This window comes from Pseudomonas sp. H11T01, from assembly GCF_048515765.1.
Taxonomy (GTDB): Bacteria; Pseudomonadota; Gammaproteobacteria; order Pseudomonadales; family Pseudomonadaceae; genus Aquipseudomonas.
Map to the genome: position 1 here is coordinate 1 of NZ_JBLYED010000044.1, position 26,463 is coordinate 26,463.

The 26,463-nt window shown below is 59.4% G+C and carries 20 protein-coding genes and 1 pseudogene; 7 read left to right on the top strand and 14 right to left on the bottom strand.

What is annotated here, in order from left to right; genetic code table 11:
* Positions 1-324: 324 nt before the first annotated feature.
* Positions 325-1,314, top strand: coding sequence for an RHS repeat-associated core domain-containing protein (locus ACN1C3_RS32020; protein ID WP_419119733.1), 990 nt, complete (start codon positions 325-327; stop codon positions 1,312-1,314).
* Positions 1,315-1,358: 44 nt separating this feature from the next.
* Here the strand turns inward: ACN1C3_RS32020 and ACN1C3_RS32025 are convergent, their stop codons facing one another.
* Positions 1,359-2,528 (bottom strand): AAA family ATPase, encoded by a 1,170-nt coding sequence (locus tag ACN1C3_RS32025; RefSeq protein WP_419119734.1) that lies wholly within the window; start codon positions 2,526-2,528, stop codon positions 1,359-1,361.
* A gap of 298 nt (positions 2,529-2,826) precedes the next feature.
* On the opposite strand from ACN1C3_RS32025, the gene ACN1C3_RS32030 reads away from it, so the two are divergent.
* The 4 genes from ACN1C3_RS32030 (at position 2,827) to ACN1C3_RS32045 (ending at position 10,410) form a co-directional block, all read left to right on the top strand.
* Positions 2,827-3,915, top strand: a complete 1,089-nt coding sequence (locus tag ACN1C3_RS32030) for an efflux RND transporter periplasmic adaptor subunit (RefSeq protein ID WP_419119735.1) — start codon at positions 2,827-2,829, stop codon at positions 3,913-3,915.
* A complete protein-coding gene (locus ACN1C3_RS32035; protein WP_419119736.1) occupies positions 3,912-4,982 on the top strand; it encodes an efflux RND transporter periplasmic adaptor subunit in 1,071 nt (356 codons plus the stop codon). Before ACN1C3_RS32030 ends, ACN1C3_RS32035 begins: the two co-directional genes overlap by 4 nt.
* The gene (locus ACN1C3_RS32040) at positions 4,979-8,032 is read left to right on the top strand and encodes an efflux RND transporter permease subunit (protein WP_419119737.1); all 3,054 of its coding nucleotides are present in this window, start codon (positions 4,979-4,981) and stop codon (positions 8,030-8,032) included. The genes ACN1C3_RS32035 and ACN1C3_RS32040 overlap by 4 nt, the downstream gene beginning before the upstream one ends.
* Before the next feature lie 122 nt (positions 8,033-8,154).
* Positions 8,155-10,410, top strand: coding sequence for a glycoside hydrolase (locus ACN1C3_RS32045; protein WP_419119739.1), 2,256 nt, complete (start codon positions 8,155-8,157; stop codon positions 10,408-10,410).
* 48 nt (positions 10,411-10,458) lie between these two features.
* Here the strand turns inward: ACN1C3_RS32045 and ACN1C3_RS32050 are convergent, their stop codons facing one another.
* From ACN1C3_RS32050 to ACN1C3_RS32110, 13 genes and pseudogenes are all read right to left on the bottom strand, one after another.
* Positions 10,459-11,085, bottom strand: coding sequence for a class I SAM-dependent methyltransferase (locus ACN1C3_RS32050; RefSeq protein WP_419119740.1), 627 nt, complete (start codon positions 11,083-11,085; stop codon positions 10,459-10,461).
* A gap of 95 nt (positions 11,086-11,180) precedes the next feature.
* Positions 11,181-11,333, bottom strand: a pseudogene (locus ACN1C3_RS32055) (DUF6124 family protein); the annotation flags it as partial.
* 112 nt (positions 11,334-11,445) lie between these two features.
* Entirely contained in the window at positions 11,446-12,090 is a 645-nt protein-coding gene (locus ACN1C3_RS32060) for a methionine ABC transporter permease (RefSeq protein ID WP_419119741.1), read from the bottom strand.
* Positions 12,080-13,204: a methionine ABC transporter ATP-binding protein gene (locus ACN1C3_RS32065; protein ID WP_419119742.1), complete on the bottom strand. Its 1,125-nt coding sequence runs from the start codon at positions 13,202-13,204 to the stop codon at positions 12,080-12,082. Before ACN1C3_RS32065 ends, ACN1C3_RS32060 begins: the two co-directional genes overlap by 11 nt.
* Positions 13,205-13,206: 2 nt before the next feature.
* A complete protein-coding gene (locus ACN1C3_RS32070; protein ID WP_419119743.1) occupies positions 13,207-14,016 on the bottom strand; it encodes a MetQ/NlpA family ABC transporter substrate-binding protein in 810 nt (269 codons plus the stop codon).
* Positions 14,017-14,134: 118 nt separating this feature from the next.
* Positions 14,135-15,502, bottom strand: a complete 1,368-nt coding sequence (locus ACN1C3_RS32075; RefSeq protein ID WP_419119744.1) for an LLM class flavin-dependent oxidoreductase — start codon at positions 15,500-15,502, stop codon at positions 14,135-14,137.
* A complete protein-coding gene (locus ACN1C3_RS32080; protein WP_419119745.1) occupies positions 15,502-16,695 on the bottom strand; it encodes an SfnB family sulfur acquisition oxidoreductase in 1,194 nt (397 codons plus the stop codon). The genes ACN1C3_RS32075 and ACN1C3_RS32080 overlap by 1 nt, the downstream gene beginning before the upstream one ends.
* Positions 16,696-16,733: 38 nt before the next feature.
* Positions 16,734-17,975 (bottom strand): SfnB family sulfur acquisition oxidoreductase, encoded by a 1,242-nt coding sequence (locus ACN1C3_RS32085; RefSeq protein WP_419119746.1) that lies wholly within the window; start codon positions 17,973-17,975, stop codon positions 16,734-16,736.
* Positions 17,976-18,238: 263 nt separating this feature from the next.
* Positions 18,239-19,003, bottom strand: coding sequence for a hypothetical protein (locus tag ACN1C3_RS32090; protein ID WP_419119747.1), 765 nt, complete (start codon positions 19,001-19,003; stop codon positions 18,239-18,241).
* Between the two features lie 460 nt (positions 19,004-19,463).
* Positions 19,464-20,225, bottom strand: a complete 762-nt coding sequence (gene tcyN / locus ACN1C3_RS32095; protein ID WP_419119748.1) for an L-cystine ABC transporter ATP-binding protein TcyN — start codon at positions 20,223-20,225, stop codon at positions 19,464-19,466.
* A 4-nt stretch (positions 20,226-20,229) separates the two neighbouring features.
* Positions 20,230-20,919, bottom strand: coding sequence for a cystine ABC transporter permease (tcyL, locus tag ACN1C3_RS32100; protein WP_419119749.1), 690 nt, complete (start codon positions 20,917-20,919; stop codon positions 20,230-20,232).
* Positions 20,919-21,713 carry a cystine ABC transporter substrate-binding protein gene (tcyJ, locus tag ACN1C3_RS32105; RefSeq protein WP_419119750.1) on the bottom strand — a complete coding sequence of 265 codons (795 nt, stop codon included), beginning with the start codon at positions 21,711-21,713 and terminating at the stop codon, positions 20,919-20,921. Before tcyJ ends, tcyL begins: the two co-directional genes overlap by 1 nt.
* A gap of 314 nt (positions 21,714-22,027) precedes the next feature.
* Positions 22,028-23,023 carry a D-cysteine desulfhydrase gene (locus ACN1C3_RS32110; protein WP_419119751.1) on the bottom strand — a complete coding sequence of 332 codons (996 nt, stop codon included), beginning with the start codon at positions 23,021-23,023 and terminating at the stop codon, positions 22,028-22,030.
* Positions 23,024-23,215: 192 nt separating this feature from the next.
* Between ACN1C3_RS32110 and epsC the strand changes: the two genes are divergently transcribed.
* Positions 23,216-24,142: a serine O-acetyltransferase EpsC gene (epsC, locus tag ACN1C3_RS32115; RefSeq protein WP_419119752.1), complete on the top strand. Its 927-nt coding sequence runs from the start codon at positions 23,216-23,218 to the stop codon at positions 24,140-24,142.
* Positions 24,143-24,501: 359 nt separating this feature from the next.
* Entirely contained in the window at positions 24,502-26,457 is a 1,956-nt protein-coding gene (gene betT / locus ACN1C3_RS32120; RefSeq protein ID WP_419119763.1) for a choline transporter BetT, read from the top strand.
* Positions 26,458-26,463 lie beyond the last annotated feature (6 nt).

The following is a 26,463-nucleotide window of genomic DNA, read 5'->3' on the forward strand; positions in this document are numbered from 1 at the left end:
GAGTACCAGGACACGCAACTGGAAGTTGGCAGATGCGGTGTATTTGAACCCAGAGCGCCCTGAAGTTAAGGGCGTTCTGGGTTAGCCGCAGCAGTACTAAGGCGACAGGTACCTTGACACGTACCGCAGGTCAAAAAAGTTCGCAGTAAGGAATGAAGGGTAGCGCTGTAAGAAAAACAGGCAATTCGGCAAGTCTCAATCCGGCCAATGTCATGCCGGTTCATCCAGTATCCCCTGATCAAGCGCTGACCTAGCAGTTCTGCTAGGTAGTCGACGGGCCAATATCCGTGCAATCTGAGCCTTCTTCACCCGAAGGATCAGGTCATGGAACTGCCGGAAACGCTTTTGTGCCGTTACGTCTACGACGCACTGGATCGGTTGACCGGGCTTGTGCCCTCAGAGCAAGAACAGGTGCAACGGTTTTATAATATCGCTCGCCTGGCCACTGAGCTTCAGGGGCAGACGTCGCGGACCGTGTTCCAGCAAGGCTCTCAATTGCTCGCTCTGCAGCAGCGACACGATGATGAGGTCGACAGCCAGTTGCTGGCCACCGATCAGCAACGTTCAGTCCTGCACGCCATCGACGGGGTTCAACGCCGGCAAAAAGTCTATTCACCTTACGGCCATCGACGCGCTGAAAGCGACCTGAGCAGCCTCCTCGGTTTCAACGGCGAGCGCCCGGACCCGGTGACCGGACACTATCTGCTGGGCAACGGCCATCGGGCGTTCAACCCGGTGTTGATGCGTTTCAATAGCCCGGACAGATTGAGCCCGTTTGGTCGGGGCGGATTGAATCCATATGCGTATTGTCTGGGAGATCCGGTGAATTTCAGCGATCCGACAGGGCGAGAAGCCTGGCAGCCATGGATGTTCGTAGCGCTGAATGCTCTAGGTTTAGTTTCTGGAGGCGTAGGGTTGTTCGCGATGGGGGTTTCATTTGCGGGCTTGAAAACTACGAGCGTTACCGCGTCTGCAGCCGCTTCAAAAGTGGCCGTATATTCAGGGGGAGTGGGAGCGGCTCTGGGTTTTTTCGGTGCCGGGGTTGGGCTCACGAGATCTGTCATGAACGCCACTGATCCCGATAATTCCGCTCAGGATCCTCTGCTCATCGCAATGGCCGCGCTGAGCGTGCTGTCCTTTGTTCCCACAGGCATTTCGGTGGCTTATAGCTTTCGTGCGCATAGGTTGAACAAGGCAGGTGCATGGGAGGCAGCCCACAGCAGGGAGAAAGTCGGGCCTTTGAAAAATCCTTTGGCGAACAGGCAACCTGAAATTTTTAAGAGCAGCAAAAGAATTCGCCGCAATACACTTTAGTGGGGAGTACACAACATCTCCCGATGTCCCCCATGCCGATGCCCTCAATCCGGCCAATGCCACGCAGGCTCATCCAGCATCCCCTGCCCAACGATTTCGGTCTGACCGAAGTTTTTCTCCAGCACGATTGAGTTGCACTCCGGGTCCTGCTGCAACGCCGCGATCAAACGGCTGGCGTGGGACACCACCCACACTTGGCAGTTTTCCGAGGCACGGATGATCAGCCGCGCCAGGGCGGGCAACAGGTCCGGGTGCAGGCTGGTTTCCGGTTCGTTCAGCACCATCAAGGTCGGCGGACGCGGGGTTAGCAACGCGGCGACCAGCAGCAAATAACGTAGCGTTCCATCCGACAGTTCGGCAGCCGACAGCGGCCGCAACAACCCTTCCTGATAAAACTCGATGGCAAACCTGCCGCCTTGCAGCGGTGCGATATTTAGGGTCGCGCCGGGGAATGCGTCGCTAACGGCTGTCTGCAACGCCTCTGGGTCACCGATTTCGCGGATGGTTTGCAACGCGGCGGCGAGGTCGCGCCCGTCGTGATGCAACACCGGTGTGCGGGTGCCCAATTGCGGTTGGCGCGCGGGGGCCTCGGCATCGCTGCGAAAGTGGTCATAAAAACGCCAGCCGCGAATGGTCTCGCGCAGCAACAACACTTCCGGTGAAGAGCGCAGGCTGCCGACCTGATCGAACAGGCTGTCGAAAGTTGGCGTGTGTTGCGCGAGCACGTCCCAGCTTCGGCCTTCGCGAGCGCTGATCATGGCACCGGCACGATTGACCAGAAGGCTGGCGGGGCGATAAAACGGGCCTGCCCAGATGCATTCGCGTTTGATTTCCGGATCCAGAGAGAAGTACGAGACGTGTTCCGGGAGCGATTTGGGTAAACCCAAAGCAATGGCGTAGCTGAAGTCTTCTGCCGCAAAACCCAGGCGCAGACGCACGGCGTTTTGCCGGGGCCCGCCTTGAATCGGCACTTCTCCGTTTCGCATACGTCGCGAGAGGTTTTCTGGCCCCGCCCAAAAAGTTGAATCCAGCCCACCCTCACGAGCCAGCGCATTGATTACGCCACCTTGCGCCGTCTCAGCCAGCAGTCGCAAGGCGCGATACAGGTTGGACTTGCCGCTGCCATTAGGGCCGGTAATCACATTCAACCGTTCTAGCGGGATCACCAATTTATTGATCGAGCGGTAATTGGCCACCGCGAGGGTTTTGAGCATCGTGGGTTTCCTGCTGCATGGCCCGGCAGCTTGCCTGATTGCCAGCGACGCTGTGATCCCTTGTGGTGAGCGAGCTGATCGCGCTGGGGCGCTAAGCGGCCCTAAACCAGCCATCGCGAGCCTTTCAGATAAATCGTATCAATCGGTTACGGCTGCCGCGCCCGAACGCGGACTGAGCCGAACACGAGCAAGCACCCTCGCCACAAAGTGTGCTTTTATCACCGCATACCTCTGGAACCCTGTTCTAAGCTCACAGGCGTATCGTCACTGTCCGCCCCTATCACGCAAAGGAGTCTGCATGGCTGGTCCCGGATTGAAGTGGGTTGTTTGTCTGAGTTTCGTTGCGCTATTGACCGCGTGCGGCGATAAAAAGCCCGTTGAGCGCCTGCATCCGCGGGTGTTTGTGCAGGAGGTGCAGCCCGCTGATTTCGCGGCGTCGGTGACGCTCACCGGCGATGTCCAGGCCAGGGTCCAGACCGAGTTGTCGTTTCGTGTCGGCGGCAAGATCATCCAGCGTATGGTCGATGTCGGTGACCGGGTTTCGGCCAGGCAGGTGTTGGCCAAACTCGATCCGAAAGACCTGCAAACCAACGTCGACTCAGCCCAGGCGCAGGTGGTTGCGGAACAGGCGCGGGTCAAGCAGACCAGTGCGGCGTTCGTCCGCCAACAGAAACTTTTGCCCAAGGGCTACACCAGCCAGAGCGAATACGACGCCGCCCAAGCCGCGTTGCACAGTAGCCAGAGTGCCTTGACCGCCGCTCAGGCGCAGTTGGCCAATGCCCGCGAACAACTCAGCTACACCTCACTGATCGCCGACGCGCCGGGAGTGATCACTGCGCGTCAGGCCGAAGTCGGGCAAGTGGTGCAGGCCACCGTGCCGATTTTCAGCCTGGCCCGGGACGGCGAGCGTGACGCCGTGTTCAACGTCTACGAGTCGCTGTTGGTTGAGCCACCGACGGACAAAACAGTGGTGGTCAGTCTGCTCGACAACCCGAGGATCAAGGCCACCGGCACGGTCCGGGAAATCACCCCAGCGGTTTCCGCGCAAACCGGCACGGTGCAGGTCAAGGTGACGTTGAGCGAGCTGCCGGCGGGCATGCAGTTGGGATCGGTGGTCAGCGCCACGGCCAAGACGCCGGGCAAATCCGCCGTCGAGCTGCCGTGGGCGGCTTTGACCAAGAACCTCAGCGAACCGGCTGTATGGCTGGTGGACGGCGACGGCAAGGCGCAGCTGCACACGGTCAAGGTCGCCCGCTACCTGACCGGCAAAGTGATCATCAGCGAGGGCCTGAACGGTGGCGAAAAAGTCGTGACGGCCGGTGGGCAGCTGCTGCATCCCGGAATGTTGGTGGAGATCGCCACGAAGCCTACAGGAGCCCAGCCATGAAGCGCCTGCTCGTGCTGTTGTCGGCTGGTGTACTGCTCGCCGCCTGCTCAAAAAAAGAGCCGCCGCCTGCGCCGGTACGCCCGGTGCTGTCCATTGAGGTCCAGTCCGAATCGCAAGAAGACCTCGGACGTTTCGCCGGGAACATTCAGGCGCGGTTTGAAAGCAACCTCGGCTTCCGGGTGTCGGGACGGATTGCCAGCCGCAACGTCGATGTTGGCAGTGAGGTCGAGAAGGGCGCCTTGCTCGCGACCCTCGACCCGACCGATCAACAGAACCAGTTGCGCGCCAGTCAGGGCGATCTGTCACGGATCGAGGCGCAATGGATCAACGCCCAGGCCAACGCCCGGCGTCAGCAGGAACTGTTCGACCGCGGGGTCGGCGCTCAGGCGCAGCTGGACATCGCCCAGACTGATCTGAAAACCACCAGTGCCTCGCTGGAACAAGCCAAGGCTGCGGTCAGCCAGGCCCGCGATCAGCTCAATTACAGCGAGCTGCGTACCGACCACGCGGCCATCGTCACGGCCTGGAATGCCGAAGCCGGGCAGGTGGTCAGCGCTGGTCAGCAAGTGGTGACCCTGGCGCGACCGGACATCAAGGAAGCGGTCATTGACCTGCCCGCGACCCTGGCCGAACGACTGCCCGCCGACGTGGTGTTCAAAGTGGCCGCTCAGCTCGACCCGAGCATCAATACCACCGCCACCGTGCGCGAAATCGAACCCCAGGCGCAAAGCGCGACCCGCACCCGGCGTGCGCGCTTGACCCTGGCCGAGACGCCGCCGGGGTTTCGCTTGGGGACGGCCATCAGCGTGACCCTCAGTTCGGCCATCGAGCCGCGCATCGAACTGCCGGTCAGCGCCGTGCAGGAAGTCGACGGCAAGAGCCGGATCTGGGTCATCGATACCCAAACGCAAACCGTTTCGCCCCGTGACGTGACGCTGCTCAGCCGGGATGACAGCACGGTTGTCCTGGCCGGCGGGGTCAAGGCGGGTGAGCGGGTGGTCAGTGCGGGTGTGAACAGCCTCAAACCGGGGCAGAAAGTTAAAATCGACGAGGACAGCCCGCGATGAAAGGGAGTTTCAACTTATCCGAATGGGCCCTCAAGCATCAGTCCTTTGTCTGGTACCTGATGTTCGTCGCGTTGCTGATGGGCGTGTTCTCGTACATGAACCTCGGTCGCGAGGAAGATCCGTCGTTTACCATCAAGACCATGGTGATCCAGACCCGTTGGCCCGGTGCAACCCAGGAAGAAACCCTCAAACAGGTCACCGACCGAATCGAGAAAAAACTCGAAGAACTCGACTCCCTCGACTACGTGAAAAGCTACACCCGTCCGGGCGAATCCACGGTATTCGTGTTCCTGCGCGACACCACCAGTGCCAAGGACATCCCCGAGATCTGGTACCAGGTGCGTAAAAAGATCAACGACATTCGCGGCAGTTTTCCTCAGGGCCTGCAAGGACCGGCCTTCAACGACGAATTCGGCGACGTTTTCGGCTCGGTGTACGCCTTCACCGCCGACGGCCTGACCATGCGTCAGTTGCGCGACTACGTGGAACAAGTGCGCGCCGAGATCCGCGAAGTGCCGAACCTGGGCAAAGTGGAAATGATCGGCGAGCAGAATGAAGTGCTCTATCTGAACTTCTCCACCCGTAAACTCGCGGCGCTGGGCATCGATCAGCGTCAGGTGGTGCAAAGCCTGCAATCGCAAAACGCCGTGACCCCGGCCGGGGTAATTGAAGCCGGTCCCGAACGTATCTCAGTGCGCACCTCGGGGCAGTTTGCGTCAGAGAAAGACCTGGCCAACGTTAACCTGCGACTCAACGACCGCTTCTATCGGCTGGCCGACATTGCCGAGATCAGCCGTGGCTATGTCGACCCGGCGACACCGATGTTCCGTTTCAACGGTCAGCCGGCCATCGGCCTGGCCATTGCCATGAAAAAGGGCGGCAATATTCAGGCTTTCGGCAACGCTCTGCACGCGCGTATGGAGAGCCTCACCGCCGATTTGCCAGTGGGCATCGGCGTACACAAGGTGTCCGATCAGGCCGAAGTGGTAGAAGTGGCGGTCGGTGGCTTTACCCGCGCCTTGTTTGAAGCCGTGGTGATCGTGCTGATCGTCAGTTTCGTCAGCCTTGGCGTGCGTGCCGGGCTGGTGGTGGCCTGCTCTATTCCGCTGGTGCTGGCGATGGTCTTCGTCTTCATGGAATACAGCGGCATCACCATGCAGCGGATTTCCCTCGGTGCCTTGATCATTGCCCTCGGCTTGCTGGTGGACGACGCGATGATTACCGTCGAGATGATGGTGACGCGCCTGGAAAAAGGCGAGACCAAGGAGCAGGCGGCGACCTTCGCCTACACCACGACTGCATTCCCGATGCTTACCGGTACGTTGGTGACGGTGGCCGGCTTCGTGCCCATCGGTTTGAACGCCAGCTCCGCCGGTGAATACACCTTCACCCTGTTCGCGGTCATCGCCGTTGCGATGCTGGTGTCGTGGGTTGTCGCGGTGCTGTTCGCCCCGGTGATCGGCGTGCACATCCTCAGCACCAACGTGAAACCCCATTCGGCAGAGCCTGGGCGCATCGGTCGGGCCTTCAATGGCGGGCTGCTGTGGAGCCTGCGCAATCGCTGGTGGGCGATCGGTATCACCGTGCTGCTGTTCGTGCTCTCGGTGTTCTCCATGGGTTTTGTGCAGAACCAGTTTTTCCCGTCTTCGGACCGCCCGGAAATTCTGGTGGACCTGAACCTGCCGCAAAACGCCTCGATCAACGAAACCCGTCTGGCGGTCGATCGCCTCGAAGCGACGTTAAAAGATGACCCGGACATCGTCCGCTGGAGCACCTACATCGGCGAGGGCGCGATTCGTTTCTACCTGCCTTTGGACCAGCAGTTGCAGAACCCCTACTACGCGCAACTGGTGATCGTCAGCAAAGGCCTGGAAGAGCGCACCGCACTGATGCAACGCTTGAACAAACGCCTGCGCGAAGATTTCGTCGGTGTCGGCAGCTTTGTTCAAGCGCTGGAAATGGGCCCGCCAGTGGGGCGGCCGATCCAGTATCGGGTCAGTGGCAAGGACATCGACCAGGTGCGTAAGCACGCTATCGATCTGGCCACGATGCTCGACAACAACTCGCACATCGGCGAGATGATTTATGACTGGAATGAACCGGGCAAAGTCCTGCGCATCGACATCGCCCAGGACAAGGCGCGGCAATTGGGGCTGTCGTCTGCAGACGTGGCGAACCTGATGAACAGCATTGTCAGCGGCGTGTCTGTGACCCAGGTGCATGACGACATTTACCTGATCAACGTGGTTGGTCGTGCCGAAGATGCCGAACGCGGTACGCCGGAAACCCTGCAAAACCTGCAGATCGTCACTCCGGGCGGCACCTCGATTCCGCTGCTGGCATTTGCCAGCGTGCGGTATGAGCTTGAACAACCCTTGGTCTGGCGCCGCGACCGCAAACCGACCATCACCATCAAGGCTGCGGTGCGCGACACGATCCAGCCGACCGATCTGGTGAAGCAGTTGAAGCCTGACATCGACAAGTTCGCCGCTGCTTTACCGGTCGGTTATTCGGTGGCGACCGGCGGCACGGTGGAGGAAAGCAGCAAGGCCCAAGGACCGATCGCCAAAGTCGTGCCGCTGATGCTGTTCCTGATGGCGACCTTCCTGATGATTCAGCTGCACAGCGTACAGAAGTTGTTTTTGGTGGCCAGCGTTGCGCCACTGGGGTTGATCGGCGTGGTACTGGCGCTAATCCCTACTGGTACGCCCATGGGCTTTGTGGCAATTCTCGGGATCCTTGCGCTGATTGGCATCATCATCCGCAACTCGGTGATCCTGGTGACCCAGATCGATGCGTATGAACGCGACGGCTACGCGCCGTGGGATGCAGTGGTTGAGGCCACCGAACACCGCCGTCGACCGATCCTGCTCACCGCCGCAGCTGCCAGCCTGGGCATGATCCCCATCGCTCGCGAAGTGTTCTGGGGGCCGATGGCCTACGCAATGATCGGCGGCATCATTATCGCGACGCTACTGACGCTGTTGTTCCTGCCTGCGCTGTACGTGGCCTGGTACAAGATCAAGGAGCCGAAGAGAGTGGCAGCCTGAAGAGATGATTATTCCCACGCTATGGTGTGGGAATGATCTGGCGTTCTTTTCAGAATCTGTACCGGCGCGCCTGCTCCTCGATTGACTTACCCTGCGTCCCTTCAATCAAGAGGGGACCGCTCATGTCGCCTGTCACTCGCTGTCTGTGCTACGTCCTATTGGCTTGCTTACTACTGCTGTCGCCATGGGCGCTGGCCAACACGGTGCTGGAAAACGACCTCTGGCGCGTCGAACTCAATCCGGCGACGTTGGCGATTCGCGTTACGCCCGCTCAGAACCCGGCAGTGCAAGCTTGCGCTGGGGTGACGGCGCATCGCGTCAGTGGATTGGAAACGACTGCGGATCAAGCCGATTGGCAATGGGATGACGGCGCCTGGACCCTCAGCGCCCGGCTCGATCAACGCGAACTCTCCCTCTCGATTAGAGCCCGCAGCGCCGGTGAGCTGAGCTTCCTCAAACAACCCGGTAGCGCCATGGGCAAGGGGCTGATCTGGCCGCTGACTGAAGGACGTTACGTGCCGACCGGCAATCCGATGTGGCAGAAATTCTTGCTGGATCAAGGCGATTTCAACACCACCCAAGATCTGAGCCTGCCGCTGTGGGGCGTCGATCACGGCGGATTCACGTTGAACTGGTTGATGACCAATCCCTACAACAATCGCCTCACATTGAGCGCCGAAGGCAAGGCCTTGGCGCTTACCGTCAGCCATGAGTTCACCTCGCTGGACCCTACGGCGCCGATGACCTTCAGCCTGTATCTGGGGGATGCCGACCCTCTGGCCGGCGCCAAGCGTTATCGACAATGGCTGATCGAAACCGGGGCCTATGAAACCCTCAGCGACAAATTGCTTAAAACGCCTGAAGCCAACAAATTGCTGGGAGCGAGCCATATCTACCTGTGGGGCAACGACCTGCTCGGGCCCGACGATGTGCGCAGTTGGCCGCAACTGGTGGAGTTATTGCGCGGTAAGGGCACATTGGCTACCGAGCTGCGCGGTTATCTGGACCTCGAAGCCGCGCAAATTCTGAGCAAGGCTCAGCCGCCCTTCGACCGCTATCAACAAGCCACGGTGCTGCGCAGCCTCAACAGCGCCCTGAACAAAAAAGCTCGAGAAAGCTGGCAACCGACCACAGAGCCTGACATGCAAAAACTTGCCGGCCGCTACGGTGAGCTGCGCAGTGAAGTCGCAACCGTGTTCGCTGCCGCGCTCATGCCGAATCCTGAGCGCTGGGGAAGTACCTTGTCCCTGGCAACAATCAAACAGCTGCAAGCGGCCCATTTGCCGCGTTTGTGGTTAGGTTTGGGTGAAGGCTGGGAAGGTGGCCTCTGGCATCCCGAGGCGGTGCGTGCCGGCGTTGTGGGCGGCTATCTAATGGCGCCTTACGACTCCTATGAAACCGCGTTAACCGCCCGTGAGAACCTGGACTGGACCACTGCTCATCTGGGCTCCAGGGCCAATCGTGATTGCGCGATTGTCTTGAAAAACGGCGAGTTTAAACGCGGCTTCCAGCAGTCCGGGCATTACACCGACCCACGGTGTGTGCGACCTTTGCTCGAGGCGCGGGTCATGGCCGTTCAGGCCAAGGCTGGCTTCAACAGCTGGTTTCTCGATGCCTACGCCACCAGCATGCTGTTTGATAGCTACCGTCCCGGCGCCAGCATGACCCAGGCACAGAATGCCGCGGGTAATATCGATGCTTCACGCTGGATCACCGACACCCTGAAGCTGCCGGTGGGCTCCGAAGACGGTAACGCCGTCACCGCCCAAGGCATTCTGTTCGCCCATGGCATGCAGACCCCGGTTATTGGTTGGGGCGACCCGGACCTGAGCAAGAACAAGCAGTCGCCGTACTACCTGGGTAACTGGTATCCATCGCAACAGCCAAGCGTGTTCTTCAAACCGGTGCCGATCAAAGAACCCTATCGCACGGTTCATTTCGACCCGGCCACGCGCCTGCCGCTGTATCAAGCGGTGTTCCACGGCTCGGTGATCACCACTCATCACTGGCTGTTCGACAGCCTGAAGCTAAGCAATGTGCGAGCGGAAAACGAGCTGACCCAGTTGCTCTACAACGTCCCACCGCTCTATCACCTGAGCGCCGCCACGCTGAAACAGCGCCTGCCGTTGATCCAGCGTCAGGACGTCTTCTTCCGCCCGTTACACGAGCGCCTCGCGACCCAGGCGATGACGGAATTTCGTTGGCTGACGGTGGACCGACAGGTGCAGCAGACGACCTTTGCCAATGGAACGCGGCTGGTGGCCAATTTTGATCCGCAAGGGCGAGAGGTCGCAGGCAGAATTTATGAAGGGCAAAGCATTACGGCGTTTGAGGAGGGTGGGAAAGTGACGGAGTATCGGGTCGATTTGGGGCGCTGACAGGTCCATTCACGGATAAGCCCCATTGCCGATGAGCACTGTGTTTTCTTAAACCTTACGCCAAACACTCGCCAGCCAGGGCTGCTGCTCCCTTGGCAGTCCGGCCGGGCGGTAGTAATGCTCCAACTCGACAAAACCCGCTTCAGTCAACAACCCGCGCCACGACTCCAGATCGTGATACGCGCCATAACGCGGACCGTTCCAGCCTTCCTGATTCTCCCCGCGCGGATTGGAGCTGAACAGCACGCCGCCCGCTTTCAAGGTGGCGTGCAGTTGCTTCAGCACTCGAGGCAGTTCTTGAAGAGGGATATGAAACAACGAGGCATTGGCGAAAATTCCGTCGAAGCATTCAGCAGGCAGATCGAGTTTGAGAAAGTCTTGCTGCCAGACCTCGCAACCGCTGTCTTCGCGAGCCATTTGCGCAAGGTGTTCCGAGCCGTCGAGACCGATGGCTGTGTGGCCCATACGAGTAAAGGTTTGCAGATCGCGCCCAGGGCCGCAGCCGAAGTCGAGAATCGTGAACGGCGCATCCCCCTGAATATGCCGCAGCAGCGCGGCGATGTTCTGGCTGACGTCATGATCGCGGGTACCTTCGCGGAAACTCTCGGCCACCTGGTTGTAGTGGCCCAGGGTGGTAGAAGTGATCTGTTCGAGGTCGGTCGGGGCGAGTTTCATGATGGGCTGCGCAGGCGAGGGTGAGTTCACCGAATATACCTCAAGGTTCAGTCGACCGCTGGCGCGCGATGGCGGCCTAACAGTCGCTGCAAGTTTCAGGTTGTTGCGGGCTTACTGCGAGGCCCCAGGTGCTCGATGGACTGGTCAACCATGGCCTTGGCGATCTCTAGCAGATGCCATACGGCAAAGACCATGGCGCGCTCGGTGCCTTTGAGGTGCTCACCGCACTCGATCGCGAGCAAGCCCGCTCCCACACTAGATCTGCGTCAGGCACACATTGCATACACACCGAAAATTCAATGTGGGAGCGGGCTTGCTCGCGATGGCGTCATGACAGACGACACAGACCTCCCGGCAAACTCACCGCTTATTCAACCCCCGCGCCAACCGATCCCCTCCCAGCTGAATCACTGCCACCAGAATCACTAACAGCACAATCACTGTCAGCATCACCTGGCTATCAAACCGCTGATACCCATATCGGTAGGCGATATCACCCAACCCGCCCGCGCCGATTGCACCGGCCATGGCCGATGAGTTGATCATGGTCACCAACGTAATCGTGAACCCCCCGACGATCCCCGGCAGCGCCTCTGGCAACAACACATGCCAGACGATATGCCAGCGCCGGCACCCCATGGCCTGAGCAGCTTCGATCAGGCCATGGTCAACCTCGCGCAAGCTGACTTCGGCGATGCGTGCGAAGAACGGCGTGGCTGCGATAGTCAGCGGTACCACCGCCGCCCACACGCCATAAGTGGTGCCGACGATCAGCCGGGTGAAGGGAATCAGCGCGACCATCAAAATCAAAAACGGGATCGAGCGGAACAGATTGACGAAGGCACCCAGCGCACGGTTCAACGCCGGTGCTTCGTAGATACCGCCCTTGGAGCTGGTGACCAGAATCACTGCCAGCGGAATACCCGCCAGTAACGCGATCAGCGACGACACGCCGACCATCAGGAAGGTGTCGATGACGCCCTGAAGTAAACGATCAAACCACATAGCCCAGCACCTCGACCTGTTGTGCCCATTGTGTGGCGCGCTGGCGTAACTCTTCTGAGCCCAGTGAGGAACCTTTCACCGCCAACAACAGTTGTCCTAACGCATGCCCCTGAATCCGCTCAACGCCGCCCTGCAGCAAGCGCACCCGCCCACCGAGGGCGCTGAACAGCGCCGCCAGATCCGGCTCGTCAGTCGTGCTGCCAGTGAATCGCAGGCGCAGCACGACGGCGGCGTCCGATGACTGCGGTTGTGCTTGCAGGCGGTTTTGCAGCTCGTCCGGCAAGCCGTGTTGCAAGGGTGCGAGCAAGGTTTTACTGACCTCATGCTGCGGGTTGCCAAAGACTTCCCAGACCGGTCCTTGCTCGACAATTTTCCCGTGTTCGAGCACCACCACCCGATCACAGATATCGCGGATCACCGCCATCTCATGGGTGATCAAAATGATGGTCAGACCGAGCCGTTGATTGATCTCGCGCAGCAGGCCGAGAATCGACTGAGTGGTCTCCGGGTCCAGCGCCGAAGTGGCTTCGTCACACAAAAGGATCGCCGGGTCATGGACCAGTGCCCGGGCGATCCCGACGCGCTGTTTTTGCCCACCGGAAAGCTGTGCCGGATAGGCTTTATGCTTGTCTTGCAGACCCACCAATTCCAGCAGTTCACGGACCTTGCGCTCGCGTTGCTCCTTGGGCACGCCGGCGACCTTGAGTGGCAACTCGACGTTCTGCCAAACGGTCTTGGCCGACATCAGATTGAAGTGCTGGAAGATCATGCCGATGCGTCGGCGCAACGCGACCAGCCGGTCCTCATCGAACTCACCGATGTCCACATGATCGATCAGCACCCGGCCGGTGCTCGGCTGTTCCAGACGATTGATGGTGCGGATCAGCGACGACTTGCCTGCGCCGCTGCGGCCGATGATGCCGAACACTTCACCGCGCTGGATGGCCAGGTCGATACCGTGCAGGGCGTTCACCGGGCCTTGTTGGCCCTCATAGGTCTTGCCCAGACCAATAAAGCGCACGTGAGCGCGGTTCAGTTCGGGATGTAGCTCGGTCTGTTCGGCATTCTGTGGTGGCTGCTCGTCCAGCCTGAGTCGGGCGTTCGCTGCACTCATCCTTAACCTTCCCAACCGGCTTGGTAGAGCTTGCCGTGCGCTTTATCCAACGCTGCGCGGACGACCGGCGAGTGCTGGTAGATGTCGACGAACTTGATCAGGCGTGGATCGGTTTTGCTCTTGGGCTGGATCACGAACTGGATCACGTATTCCTTGTGATCAAGGCCGTCGAACAGCAAGGCGGACTCGGCATCGAAGGTTTTCGCCAGGCGGATATAGGCCGGGTAACCTTGCACCAGGTCAGCGTCGTCGTAGGCGCGCACCAGTTGTACGGCTTCGACCTGAAGGATTTTCAGTTTCTTCGGGTTGGCGATGATGTCGTCTTCGGTGGCTTTGTAGCCGACCCCGGGTTTGAGGGTGATCAGCCCGGCCTTGGCCAGCAGTTGCAAGCCACGCCCGCTGTTGATCGGGTCGTTGGCGATGGCAACGCTGGCACCTTGCGGCAGTTCGTCGAAGCTTTTGTATTTCTTCGAATAGAGGCCGACGTTGTTGATGATCCCCGGGGCAAACGGCACCAGATCGAAGCCTGCGGCGGCTTTGGCGTTTTCCAGGAACGGGATGTGCTGGAAGTAGTTCACGTCGATATCGCCCGAGGCGAGACTGACGTTGGGCGCGATCCAGTCGCTGAATTCCACCAGTTCGACTTTCAAGCCTTGTTTACCGGCCTCGATGACGGCGGCCTCCAGCGGAATGGCGAAAGCAGCGGTGGTGCCGATTTTTAGTGGTGCATCGGCGGCAAAAGCGACCGAGCTGAAGAGTCCGAGGGCAAGGGCCAGTGCTTTGACTGGTTGGGTGAAGAGGTTTTTAGTCATGATGGGTTTCCAGTCAGTGCATAGAATTTGTGGTGTTTGGTCTGGCGCCTTCGCGGGCAAGCCCGCTCCCACAAGAGCGCCGCAATTCCCTGCGGGAGCGGGCTTGCCCGCGAAGCTTTTAGTGGCGGTAGCTGGCGCCGGTGTGTTGTTCTGGCAAATGCGCCTCCCCATGAAACAGCTTTTCTCGCAGGCTGCCGGTGTCATACGCGGTCTTGTACGACCCTCTGCGCTGCAGCTCCGGGATCACCAGCTCAATGAAATCCACATAGCTTTCCGGGGTGACGATGCGGGTCAGGTTGAAGCCGTCCAGGCCGGTTTCGGCGATCCAGGATTCCAGTTCATCGGCGACCTGTTCAGGGGAGCCGACCAAGGTGATGTAGCGTCCGCCCAAGGCATGTTGTTCAAGCAATTTGCGCCGGGTCCAGTCGTTGTTTTGCAGGGTCTTGGTGGCGGACTGGATGGCGTTGCTTTTCACGTACTGGATCGGCTCATCCAGCTCGTATTCGGCGAAGTCGATGCCTGTTGAACTGGCGAAATGCGCAACGCCGGCCTCGGCACTGGCGTAGCTCAGGTATTCGGCATGTTTGGCCCAGGCAAGCGTTTCAGTGGCGCCAACAATCACGTTGAGACCCATGAACACCTTGATGTCTGCCGGGTTGCGACCGGCCCGGGCGGCACTGGCACGGACCTTGTCCACCTGCACCTTGGTCGACGCCTTGTTCTGCCCACTGATAAACACGCACTCGGCATGCCGCCCGGCGAACTGCAAGCCTCGATCCGAACTGCCTGCCTGGAACAACACCGGCGTGCGTTGCGGCGAAGGCTCGCAGAGGTGATAACCCTCGACCTGATAGAACTCACCCTGGTGCCGGACTTTGTGGACCTTGTCCGGCTGCGCGTAGATCCGCTGCTGCGGGTCATTGAGCACCGCGTCGTTTTCCCAGCTGCCTTCCCAGAGTTTGTAGAGCACTTGCAGGTACTCATCGGCCTGGTCATAGCGCCGGTCGTGCTCAACCTGTTCGGTCAGGCCCATGGCCTTGGCGGCGCTGTCGAGGTAACCGGTGACGATGTTCCAGCCAACCCGGCCGCGGCTCAGGTGATCGAGTGTCGACAGGCGTCGGGCGAACAGATACGGCGGCTCGTAGGTCAGGTTGGCGGTCAGGCCGAAGCCGAGATTTTTGGTCACCGCAGCCATGGCCGACACCAGTAGCAACGGGTCGTTGACCGGCAACTGGATTGACTCTTTGAGCGGCACCTCCACCGAGTGTTGATACACGTCGTAGACGCCGACAATGTCGGCGATGAACAACCCGTCAAACAACCCGCGCTCCAGCAGTTGCGCCAGTTCGGTCCAGTACTCGAGGGTTTTGTATTGGGTCGAATTGTCCCGTGGATGGGTCCACAGGCCATGGTTGATGTGCCCGATGCAGTTCATGTTGAAGGCATTGAGCAGGATCTTTTTTCTGGTCTTCAACTGTTCGCTCATCAAATGGTCCCCCGCAGCGGCGGATTTTCATCGTTGAGGTAGTAGTTGCCGACCGCGTGGTACTTCCAACGCACCGGGTCGTGCAGGGTGTGTACCCGGGCGTTGCGCCAGTGTCGGTCCAGACCGTGCTCGGCCAGGGTTGCCTGGCTGCCAGCCAGTTCGAACAAGGTGCTGCCGGCCGCCAGGGAGATTTCGGTGCTGATGGCACGGGCTTCGGCGACGGCAATTGATGCAGCGGCGACGGTCTCGGCGTTGGTTTCAGCCTGAGCCTTGTCGAGAAACTCACCGGCGCGTTCCAGCAGTGCTTCGGCGGCGTGCAGGCGAATGCTCAAGTGGCCGAAGCTCTTCAGGGTCAATGGGTCTTCAGTGGCTTTGTCGTTGCCGGAATCAATCCACGGCCGGGTTTTGGTTCGCACAAAATGCAGTGCGTCTTCATAAGCGGCGCGGGCGATGCCGGTGTCGATGGCGGCATGGAGAATCTGCGCCAGCGGGCCAACCGGGGTCGGGCGCTCGAAGGCGCTTTGAAACGGGATCACATCCTCGGCCGCGACATACACGTTGTCGAACACCACCGAGCCGCTGCCGGTGGTGCGCTGGCCAAAGCCGCTCCAGTCGTCGATCACGGTCAGGCCTGTGCTGTTGCGAGAGACGAAGGCCAGCTGCTGGACGCCGTTTGCATCCACCACAGACGTAGGAATGCGTTGCGCGTAAATGGCGCCGGTCGAGTAGAACTTGCGACCGTTGATGCGATAACCGTCGCCGTCGCGGATCAGGCTGGTGACGCGGTCGTGGGCGGTTTTGGTACCCAGTTCTGCCAGCGCATTCCCGAAACGCTGGCCGGCCAACACTTCGGTGTAGAGGCGTTTTTGCTGCTCGCAGCTGCCGTTTACCCGCAGTACTTCGAGCGCATAAAAATGGTTCTGCGGGATCTGCCCCAGCGATGCATCGGCCTGAGCGATCAAGGCGATGACCTTGGCCAGGGTGACGTTGGAAACACCCGCACCGCCGTAGGCTTTTGGCACACTGATGCCCCACAGGCCGGAGCGTGAAAACACTTCCAGCTCCGGAAGTGGCAGGCGGCGTTCGCGATCACGCAAGGCACTGTCGCGTTTGAAATCTTCGGCCAGGTCGCTGGCGACGATCAGGGCTTGTTCGTCACTGGTGATGACCGCGACGTGTTGAGAAAAAGTCATGTGTTTCTCCAGAGATCTGGTCAAAAGTATTCTGGTCGTCAGATCCAGGAGTGCCGGGCCGGCAAAGTGCCGTTCAGGTGATAGGCGCCCACGGCGTGGTACTTCCAGCGCACCGGGTCGTGAAGGGTGTGGACGCGAGCGTTGCGCCAGTGGCGGTCGAGGTTGAATTCGGCGAGGGTTGCGCGACTGCCGGCCAGTTCGAAAAGCTTTTCGCTGGCCAGCAGTGAGATCTCGGTGGTCAGCACTTTGGCTTCGGCCACGGCGATTGATGCGCGGGCAGCGGATTCGGCAGTCACCGGTGCGGCTCTGACCTGATCGAGCACTTGTCCAGCCTTGCGCAGCAATGCTTCGGCAGCGTGCAGTTCGATTTTCAGCTTGCCAATGTCGGCGATCACGTAGAGGTCATCACTGGCGCGTTCGACCTTGGCGTCGATCCACGGCCGCGAGCGCTCGCGGACAAAGCGGATGCTGTCGTCGATCGCCCCGCGGGCAATGCCGGCGTCGATGGCGGCCTGAATCAATTGCGACACGGCGCCCTGAATGTTCGGGATCTCGCTCAACCGCCAGTTGTCCACAACCAGCTCGGCTTCGACCGGGACGTTATTGAGCAGCACGGTGCCGCTAGCGGTGGTTCGTTGGCCAAAGCCTGACCAGTCATCGACGATGCGCAGGCCGGGCGTGCCACGGCGGACAAACGCCATGACTTGCTTGCCTTCATCGTTCAGTGCTTTGACGGTAATCCAGTGGGCGAACAAGGCACCGGTGGAGTAAAACTTCTGACCGTTGATGACGAAACCGTCACCGTCGGCGGTTATCCGCGCTTTGAGTTCAAGGGTGTTTTTGGTGCCGCGCTCCGGCCCCGCATTACCGATCCGCCAGCCTTCGAGAACGCTCTGGAACAGCTGCTTTTTTTGCCGCTCGGTGGCGCTGTCCAACAGCACGTTGAGAATGCCGAACTGGTTTTGCGGGATTTGCCCCAGCGCCGGGTCGGCCGCGGAAATAATCGCGAACACCTCAGCCAGGGTAACGAATGAAACCTGCGGGCCGCCGAACTCACGGGGAATGGAAATACTGCCCAGGCCGCTGCGAGTGAACTGCTCGATTTCTGACCAGGGCAGCTTGCGCTGCTGGTCGCGCCGCGATGCTTGCAGGCGGGCGACGTCAGCGAGTTCATGGGCGGCTTGTAACGCTTGGGCGTCGTCAAGCAAGACGCGTGCGGGCAACAACAGTGGGGCGATGTCCAGATCACTCTGGACGAATGCATCTGCCAAATTAGACATCAGTGCCGCTCCTTGGCTGCACGCAATGCCCTGGCGATCTGCACTCGGGTGATTGTGTTCCTGACCATACCTACCTCACATCTCATGGAAATGCCGCGAAAGCTGCGGCGAATCAAAAACAAGAATGTCCGGTGGTCCGGTATATATACCCTAAACGTGTATAAAAAATTAATAAACTAACTTTTAGGAATATATATAGAAGGTCCGCTGTCACTGTCCCCGCCTCGGAAGCAATAGTCCCGGAGCAGGCGGGGGGGGTGAGCTCAGTGGCGTCTGGTTTCGGCTGCTTTAAGCACCGTTCGAACCGGTATTTTGCTGTACGGGTTGGCACAACCGATCTTCAGTTTGCGGGCCGGTGCCCAGCGCGAGTTGTTACCTACGCGGTCGAGGATGCAGTAGGTGATTTCCAGTTGGTTGTCTTCCCCAGCCTCCAGAATCACCGCCGGTGGCACCCAAACGTTGATCGGTTTGCCGACCTCGCAGGCTTTGACTTTGGGCAGGTCCATGCGCACGTCGCCCCAACGCAGGGTGATCTCATCCTCGGCGGCCATGTTCAGGTAGGGTTCTATGGTCAGTGGTACACCGCGTTTGATCTGGTTGGGGTTGACCCCCTGGCGGCGGATCGTCTCGGGGATACCCAGCGGCTCAAGTCCCTGGTTTTCGTCACCGCAGAGTTCCAATGGCTGCCCGCCTGGGCAGTCGAGTTTGACCTGAACCCGTCTCGCGGCCGATAACGCGGGACCGTGGCCAACTTGCATGACCCGATAGTGGATTCGCGAAGTGCCGTTGTGAATAAAGCTCTCCGGTACTCGCAGGCTGACAGGCTGGCCGACGTCGGTGACGTTGAGCACTCTGGACGCTACATAGCAGTTGTTCCAGAACAGCTCGATCAGGTCACCTTCGTCCATGCCGGAATAAGGTGGGATATCAATTAACAAATGAGAGGCGGTGGTAACACTGATGCTCTGTTTGTGAGAGTGAGGGAGGGTGGGAGCGATAAGCTCGGATTTGTTCGAGGTGCGGAACATGGTGTTCTCCTTGATACATTACAGCGAAATCCGTTTCGGAAAGATCAACGTTGGTGAGTGTTGGGGAACACGGACCAACCCTGTCTCGTAATGAATAGAGCGGTGCAGTCGTTCGTTCTAAAAGAGGGTTAAAGGTGTGGTGCCGACTTTTAGCTAGATAAGAGTGTGCTTGAGGTGGTGTCAAGGGATGGGGGGATGAACATTTGTAATGACGGGTTATTCAGAAAAGTCCTACTCTGCAAGAGTATTAAAGCGTATGCCTTTGACGAACTTTGCCGTGAAAACTTAAGTTTTGTTCATCGAGCTTTCACAGGTTTCAGCCACTTTAATGGGGCTTGCTTGCAGGCGGGTATTTGAAGCAAATATGTTGCAGGAAGTATGTGTGTGACCCTGTTGTCAGGTTTTAATAGTTCAGGTGCCGCTCCCATCCCTGGAAGCAGGCAGTTACTGAAGTGTTGAATTAAATGTTGGAACTTCCATCATTAAGAAACTTGCTGAGGAACTGTCGGGTGCGCTCTTCTTTCGGGTTGGCAAATAACGCTTTGGCTTCTCCCTGCTCGACGATCACACCTTTGTCGAAAAACACCACACGGTTGGCCACATCCCGGGCAAAGCCCATTTCGTGGGTGACAATCACCATGGTGCGTTTCTCTTCGGCCAGACCGCGAATGGTCGCCAGTACTTCACCCACCAATTCCGGGTCCAGAGCTGAGGTGGGTTCATCGAACAGAATCACCTCCGGCTCCATGGCCAGCGCCCGGGCAATCGCGACACGCTGTTGCTGCCCACCGGAAAGTCTGCGCGGGTAAGCGTCTTCCTTGCCGGCCAGGCCGACCTTGGCCATCAACGCGCGGCCCAAGGTGACCGCTTTGTCCTTAGGCATTTTTTTAACCACCAGCGGGCCTTCGATAACGTTTTCCAGTGCCGTGCGATGGGGGAACAGGTTGAAGTTCTGGAACACGAACCCCACGTGCTGGCGCAGTCTGCGCACCAGGCCTTGCTGCTGGTTCAAGGGGCGGCTGCCATCAATCTCGATGTCGCCAACCTTGATCCGGCCACTGGTGGGTTCTTCGAGAAAATTCAGGCAGCGCAGGAAGGTCGTTTTGCCCGACCCGCTGGGCCCGATGATTGCGACCACCTCACCTTCCTCAACCCGCAGGTCGATGCCATTGAGGACCGTCTGACCTTTGAATTGCTTCGTCAGTTTTTCAACCACAATCATGCGTTCAAGACTCCTGGTCGTGCCGATTGACCCGCTCTTCCAGACGGTTCTGCAGGTGCGCGAGCAGGCTGGCCAGAATCCAGTAGATCAGTGCGGCGGCAAGATACATGGTGAAAATTTCAAAGGTTCGGGCGGTAATCAGCTGCGCCTGACGGAATAACTCCGGGACCTGAATGGTGGCCGCCAGCGCGGTGTCCTTGACCAGCGAAATAAAGCTGTTGCCCAGCGGCGGCAAAGCAGTGCGCGCCGCTTGCGGCAGGATCGCCCGACGCAAGGTTTGCGCGCGCGTCATGCCGATACTGGCGGCAGCTTCCCACTGGCCGCGTTCGATCGAGCTGATCGCGGCACGGAGGATTTCGCAGGCATAGGCGGCCATGTTCAGCGAGAAGCCGATCAACGCCGCCGGTAGCGGATCAAGTTCGATACCCAATTGCGGCAAGCCGTAATAGATCACGAACAATTGCACCAGCAGCGGCGTGCCGCGAAAGAACGACACATAGACACGAGCGATCCAGCTCACCGACTTGAAGCGCGAAAGGCGCATCAAGGCCAGGCCAAACCCCAGCAACAGGCCGAAAAACATCCCGCCCAGACTGAGGAACACTGTGTAATACGCGCCCTTGATCAGAAAGGGCGCGGAATCCAGTGCAAGCTGCAGCGCCGCCTGGAGCTGCGGGAAGTGCAATGCTTCCATTATTGAGTGACGTCAGCGTTGAAGTACTTTTCCGAGATTTTTTTCAGCGTGCCGTCGGCGCGCAGTTTCTCGATCGCTTTGTTCACCGCCGCCAGCAGTTCAGGCTCGCCTTTGCGCAGTGCGATACCGGCTTCCTGACGGGAGAAGGGTTCGCCGGAGACCGCGGTGTCCTTGGCTTTACTCACCAGCTCGAGAGCCGCCAGACGGTCCACCAGAATGGCATCAATGCGGCCTACGCGCAGGTCCTGGTACTTGGTTGGATCATCGTCGTAAGTCTTGATGATGGCTTGCGGGACGTTGTCCTTGAGCCACTGCTCGTAGTTGGTGCCAAGGCCCACACCGACCTTTTTGCCGGCCAGATCGGCGGCGGTCTTGATGGTGCCTTCGTTCTTCTTCAGGGTCAGGGCCTGAATCCCGGAGATGGTGTAGGGCTCAGAGAAGTCGTACTTTTTCTTGCGCTCTTCGGAGATGGTCACCTGGTTGATCACTGCGTCCAGACGCTTGGATTCCAGCGCCGCGAGGATGCCGTCCCATTTGGTCGGCTGCAGTTTGACCTTCACGCCCAGCTCTTTGGCCAGAGCCTCGGAGAAGTCCACTTCGAAGCCTGACAGCTTGCCGTTTGCATCGACGAAACTGAACGGAGGATAGGTGCCTTCCAGACCGACGTTGATCACGCCAGCGTCCTTGATTTTTTGCAGTTGCTCACCGGCAACCGCTTGCCCCAGCAGACCGGCACCGAGTGCCAGACCCAGCGAACCGATAAGCAGATTTCGACGTAGTGCGGAAAAATTCATGACTAGCCCCTGTGTTTTCTTATGAAGATGCATGTGGAAAAGAAGGCAAATCTCAGGATCTGGACGACTGCAACATCCTGCCTGAAAGCAGCCTATGCGTCTTTCGGCATATTCGCCTGCGGCGCGACTATATGACGGTGTTTTTAGATATGAAAATAATAAAAATTAACTTTGTTATTCTTTTTAGGAATAAAAAAGATTGCACTGATCGTTCCTCACGCTCTGCGTGGGAATGCAGCCTGTGACGCTCTGCGTCACCTGGACGCGGAGCGTCCACGGAGGCGTTCCCACGCGGGAGCGTGGGAACGATCACCCTATGCAAAGGTGTTCGCATACGCAAACAACGCCGGTGCCCCACCGGTGTGCAGGAAGATGATCGGGCCGTCATTAAAACGATTGCGGCCGATACCGTCGAGTAAGCCGGCCATGGCCTTGCCGGTGTACACCGGGTCCAGCAACAAGCCTTCCTGACTTGCCATCAGCTTGATTGCCGCCAGCGTGCCGGCGTTCGGCTCGCCATAGCGTGGGGCGAAATATTCGTCCCACAGTTCAACCTTGAAGCTCGCCGGTAAACTCACGCCGAGCAGTTCGGCGGTGCGTTCGGCCAGGCCTTGCACCTTCGGCCGCTGGGCTTCATCGCTGCGGGAAACCGTAACACCTACCACCGGCAATTCCGGCAGTACTTCGCTCAGCGCCAGGGCCAGACCGCTGTGGGTCCCGGCACTGCCAGAGGCCAACACCACGGCGGCGAATTTCAGACCGGTATCTTTAATTTGCTCAGCCAGTTCCAGGCCCGCTCGGACATAACCCAAAGCCCCCAAGGCATTGGAACCGCCAATCGGCACTAGATACGGTTTTTTGCCGTTGGACCGCAGGCGCTCGGCGAGGGCGTGCAGCTGATCGTCGGCGTTGTCCAGGTTGTCCACCAACTCGACCTTGGCATCGAACAAATCCAGCAGCAGGCGATTGCCATTAGCCAGGTAGTTGCTGTCGCTGGTGCCGATGGGGTTTTCCAGCAGTGCGACGCAACCAAGACCCAGTTTGGCGGCCAGCGCGGCGGTCTGGCGCACATGGTTGGACTGGATAGCGCCGGCGGTGATCAGCGTATCGGCACCAGCGGCGAGCGCATCGGCGGCCAGGTATTCGAGCTTGCGCAGCTTGTTGCCGCCCATTGCCAGGGGCGTGGTGTCATCGCGTTTGACGTAAACATCGCGACCCAACCAGGTCGACAGGCGCTCGAGCTTTTCCAGCGCAGTGGCATTGCCGAGGAGTTCCAGACGATTGAAGCGAGCAAGCTGTTGTTTGATCATGGGTCCGCACTGGCTGTAGGAGATGTCTGGACTATAGGCAGGCCTTTTTACTCGAGCAACCGTCAATCGCTTATGCCCAAATGTTCTGACAACAGCACAATTCGTTCTTAATTGAGGTTTGAGCGCGTACCGTAAAGTGGATGCCGTTTCCGCGGCCAGACAGTCCGGCCGCATGAGTGAGGAGTCTTAACCGTGAGCGAGCGTTCCAGCCATTGGCAGTTGCAGACCATCGTTGGCCAACTGCGTGAAGCCCGAGACCAGTGGCGCACTCAGAACGGCCGCGTCAGCGGCGAGCAGGGCGGGCGCGAATTGCCGTCGCGTGCCGCCATGGCCGAGATTCTCGAAGCACTGTGTGGCGCGCTGTTTCCGATGCGTCTTGGCCCGGTGGATCTGCGCGAAGAGAGTGAAGATTTTTACGTCGGCCACACACTGGATGTGGCGCTCAATGCCTTGTTGGCCCAGGCACGGCTTGAGCTGCGTTATGTGGCCCGGCAAAGCGCCAAGGTCGATAACGAAGTCGAGATCAAGGCGATTAGTCTGATCCAGGATTTCGCTCTGGCCTTGCCCGGCTTGCGCAGCCTGCTCGATACCGATGTGCTGGCGGCCTTCCACGGTGACCCGGCAGCGCGCAGCGTGGATGAGGTGCTGCTGTGCTATCCGGGGATTCTTGCGGTGATCCACCATCGCCTGGCGCATCACCTGTACCGCGCCGGGCTGCCGCTGCTGGCGCGGATCAGTTCGGAGATCGCTCACTCGGCAACGGGCATTGACATCCACCCCGGCGCGCAGATCGGCGGCAGCTTCTTTATCGATCACGGAACGGGTGTGGTTATCGGCGAGACCGCGATCATCGGCGAGCGAGTGCGCATCTATCAGGCTGTGACCCTGGGTGCGAAACGTTTTCCCGCCGATGAAGACGGTCAATTACAGAAAGGCCACCCGCGCCATCCGATTGTCGAAGACGACGTAGTGATTTACGCCGGCGCGACCATTCTCGGGCGGATCACCATCGGCAAGGGCTCGACCATCGGCGGCAACGTCTGGCTGACCCGCAGCGTGCCGGCAGGCTGCAACCTGACCCAGGCCAATCTGCAGCACGATGACGGGACGCAGAAGTAGGGCGACACCGATCGTTCCCACGCTCCCGCGTGGGAATGCCTCACCGGACGCGCAGCAATCGCTTCGGCAGTGACGCGGAGCGTCACGGGCTGCATTCCCACGCAGAGCGTGGGAACGATCAATACGTCATACCCTTCCTTGAGCTTATGTACGAAAGCTACCTCCGAGCCCTGCGATTAGTCCTTAGCACCCTATCCATGTTTAACTTGACCGTTCGTTCAAGTTAAACCGGTGGTTCGCTGCCCGCTCACAACAGGAGGCTTACCTTTGCCGAGCCCGTTTTATCCAGCCACATTTCACACTCCCGAGGTGCACCTTTCATGAGTGCACCGTCTATCTCTCCCAGCGGCCAGATCCGCATGAACCCGCCGGTGTTTTACTTCGCGGCGAGCTTCATTCTGTTGTTCGGCCTGGTAGTGATTGCCCTGCCAGAACAGGCCGGCGCGTGGCTTCTGGCCGCACAAAACTGGGCGGCCAATACGGTCGGCTGGTACTACATGTTGGCGATGACCCTGTATCTGGTCTTCGTGGTGGTCACCGCCTTGTCCGGCTACGGCAAGATCAAGCTCGGTGCCGACCACGACGAACCCGAATTCAGTTACCTGTCCTGGGCCGGCATGCTGTTCGCCGCCGGGATCAGCATCACGCTGTTTTTCTTCTGCGTCTCTGAACCGCTGACCCACCTGCTGCAGCCGCCCCAAGGCGAAGCTGGCACCGCAGACGCTGCGCGCCAGGCCATGCAAATTCTGTTTCTGCATTGGGGGCTGCACGGTTGGGGCGTGTTCGCCTTCGTCGGCATGGCGCTGGCCTACTTCGCCTATCGGCATAACCTGCCGCTGGCCTTGCGCTCGGCGTTGTATCCACTGATTGGCAAACGCATCAACGGCCCGATCGGCTACGCAGTGGATGGCTTCGGCATCATCGCCACGGTGTTCGGACTCGGCGCGGACATGGGTTTTGGCGTGTTGCACCTTAACTCCGGTCTCGATTTCCTGTTTGGCGTCGCCCACACCCAGTGGATTCAGGTTGGCCTGATTACCCTGATGATGGGCGCGGCGATCCTCGTCGCGGTCTCCGGCGTCGATAAAGGCGTGCGGGTGATGTCCGACATCAACATGCTGCTGGCCTGTGCGCTGCTGCTGTTCGTGTTGTTCGCCGGGCCAACGCAGCACCTGCTCAACACCCTGATCCAGAACATTGGCGACTACCTCGGCGCCTTGCCGATGAAGAGTTTCGATCTGTACGCCTACGACAAACCCAGCGACTGGCTGGGTGGCTGGACGGTGTTCTACTGGGCCTGGTGGATCGCATGGTCGCCGTTCGTGGGCCTGTTCATCGCGCGGATTTCCCGTGGCCGGACCATCCGTGAATTCGTCTTCGGCGTGTTGCTGATTCCGCTGGGTTTCACCCTGGCGTGGATGTCGATCTTCGGCAACAGCGCCATCGACCAGGTGCTGAACCACGGCATGAGCGCGTTGGGTATGTCAGCCCTCGAAAATCCGTCGATGACCCTTTACCTGCTGCTGGAAACCTACCCGTGGGGCAAGACCGTGATCGCGGTCACGGTGTTTATCAGCTTCGTGTTCTTCGTCACCTCGGCGGACTCCGGCACCGTGGTGCTCTCGACGCTCTCTGCCCGTGGCGGTAACCCAGACGAAGACGGGCCGAAATGGCTGCGGGTGTTCTGGGGCGCGATGACCGCGCTGATCACCAGCGCCTTGTTGTTCGCCGGCAGCATCGATTCGCTGAAGTCGGCGGTGGTGCTGACCTCGCTGCCGTTCTCGTTGATTTTGCTGCTGATGATGTGGGGGCTGCACAAGGCGTTCTATCTCGAGTCGCAAAAACAGATCGCGCAACTGCACTCGCTGGCGCCGGTATCCGGTTCGCGGCGCGGCGGTTGGCGTCAGCGCCTGAGCCAGGCCGTGCATTTCCCATCCCGGGATGAGGTGTACCGTTTCCTCGACTCCGCAGTGCGCCCGGCGATCGAGGAAGTGACGGCGGTGTTCGTCGAAAAAGGCCTCAACGTGGTCGCTCAACCGGACCCGGCCAACGACAACGTCAGCCTGGAAATCGGTCATGGCGAACAGCATCCGTTTATCTATCAGGTGCAGATGCGCGGCTACTTCACGCCATCCTTTGCCCGTGGCGGAATGGGCTCCAAACAGCTCAACAACCGTCGTTATCACCGGGCTGAAGTGCATCTGAGCGAAGGCAGTCAGGATTACGATCTGGTGGGGTACACCAAGGAGCAGATCATCAACGACATCCTCGATCAGTACGAACGGCACCTGCAGTTCCTGCACCTGGTGCGTTGATCGAGG

Excerpts from the sequence above, each read along its gene's own strand:
- ACN1C3_RS32030 (WP_419119735.1), top strand. The coding sequence starts at position 2,827 with ATGGCTGGTCCCGGATTGAAGTGGGTTGTTTGTCTGAGTTTCGTTGCG.
- ACN1C3_RS32065 (WP_419119742.1), bottom strand. The coding sequence starts at position 13,204 with ATGAGTGCAGCGAACGCCCGACTCAGGCTGGACGAGCAGCCACCACAG.
- ACN1C3_RS32050 (WP_419119740.1), bottom strand. The coding sequence starts at position 11,085 with ATGAAACTCGCCCCGACCGACCTCGAACAGATCACTTCTACCACCCTG.
- ACN1C3_RS32025 (WP_419119734.1), bottom strand. The coding sequence starts at position 2,528 with ATGCTCAAAACCCTCGCGGTGGCCAATTACCGCTCGATCAATAAATTG.
- ACN1C3_RS32035 (WP_419119736.1), top strand. The coding sequence starts at position 3,912 with ATGAAGCGCCTGCTCGTGCTGTTGTCGGCTGGTGTACTGCTCGCCGCC.
- ACN1C3_RS32080 (WP_419119745.1), bottom strand. The coding sequence starts at position 16,695 with ATGACTTTTTCTCAACACGTCGCGGTCATCACCAGTGACGAACAAGCC.
- ACN1C3_RS32045 (WP_419119739.1), top strand. The coding sequence starts at position 8,155 with ATGTCGCCTGTCACTCGCTGTCTGTGCTACGTCCTATTGGCTTGCTTA.
- tcyJ (WP_419119750.1), bottom strand. The coding sequence starts at position 21,713 with ATGAATTTTTCCGCACTACGTCGAAATCTGCTTATCGGTTCGCTGGGT.
- betT (WP_419119763.1), top strand. The coding sequence starts at position 24,502 with ATGAACCCGCCGGTGTTTTACTTCGCGGCGAGCTTCATTCTGTTGTTC.
- ACN1C3_RS32075 (WP_419119744.1), bottom strand. The coding sequence starts at position 15,502 with ATGAGCGAACAGTTGAAGACCAGAAAAAAGATCCTGCTCAATGCCTTC.
- ACN1C3_RS32020 (WP_419119733.1), top strand. The coding sequence starts at position 325 with ATGGAACTGCCGGAAACGCTTTTGTGCCGTTACGTCTACGACGCACTG.
- tcyN (WP_419119748.1), bottom strand. The coding sequence starts at position 20,225 with ATGATTGTGGTTGAAAAACTGACGAAGCAATTCAAAGGTCAGACGGTC.
- ACN1C3_RS32090 (WP_419119747.1), bottom strand. The coding sequence starts at position 19,003 with ATGTTCCGCACCTCGAACAAATCCGAGCTTATCGCTCCCACCCTCCCT.
- ACN1C3_RS32110 (WP_419119751.1), bottom strand. The coding sequence starts at position 23,023 with ATGATCAAACAACAGCTTGCTCGCTTCAATCGTCTGGAACTCCTCGGC.
- ACN1C3_RS32085 (WP_419119746.1), bottom strand. The coding sequence starts at position 17,975 with ATGTCTAATTTGGCAGATGCATTCGTCCAGAGTGATCTGGACATCGCC.
- ACN1C3_RS32060 (WP_419119741.1), bottom strand. The coding sequence starts at position 12,090 with ATGTGGTTTGATCGTTTACTTCAGGGCGTCATCGACACCTTCCTGATG.
- ACN1C3_RS32040 (WP_419119737.1), top strand. The coding sequence starts at position 4,979 with ATGAAAGGGAGTTTCAACTTATCCGAATGGGCCCTCAAGCATCAGTCC.
- tcyL (WP_419119749.1), bottom strand. The coding sequence starts at position 20,919 with ATGGAAGCATTGCACTTCCCGCAGCTCCAGGCGGCGCTGCAGCTTGCA.
- ACN1C3_RS32070 (WP_419119743.1), bottom strand. The coding sequence starts at position 14,016 with ATGACTAAAAACCTCTTCACCCAACCAGTCAAAGCACTGGCCCTTGCC.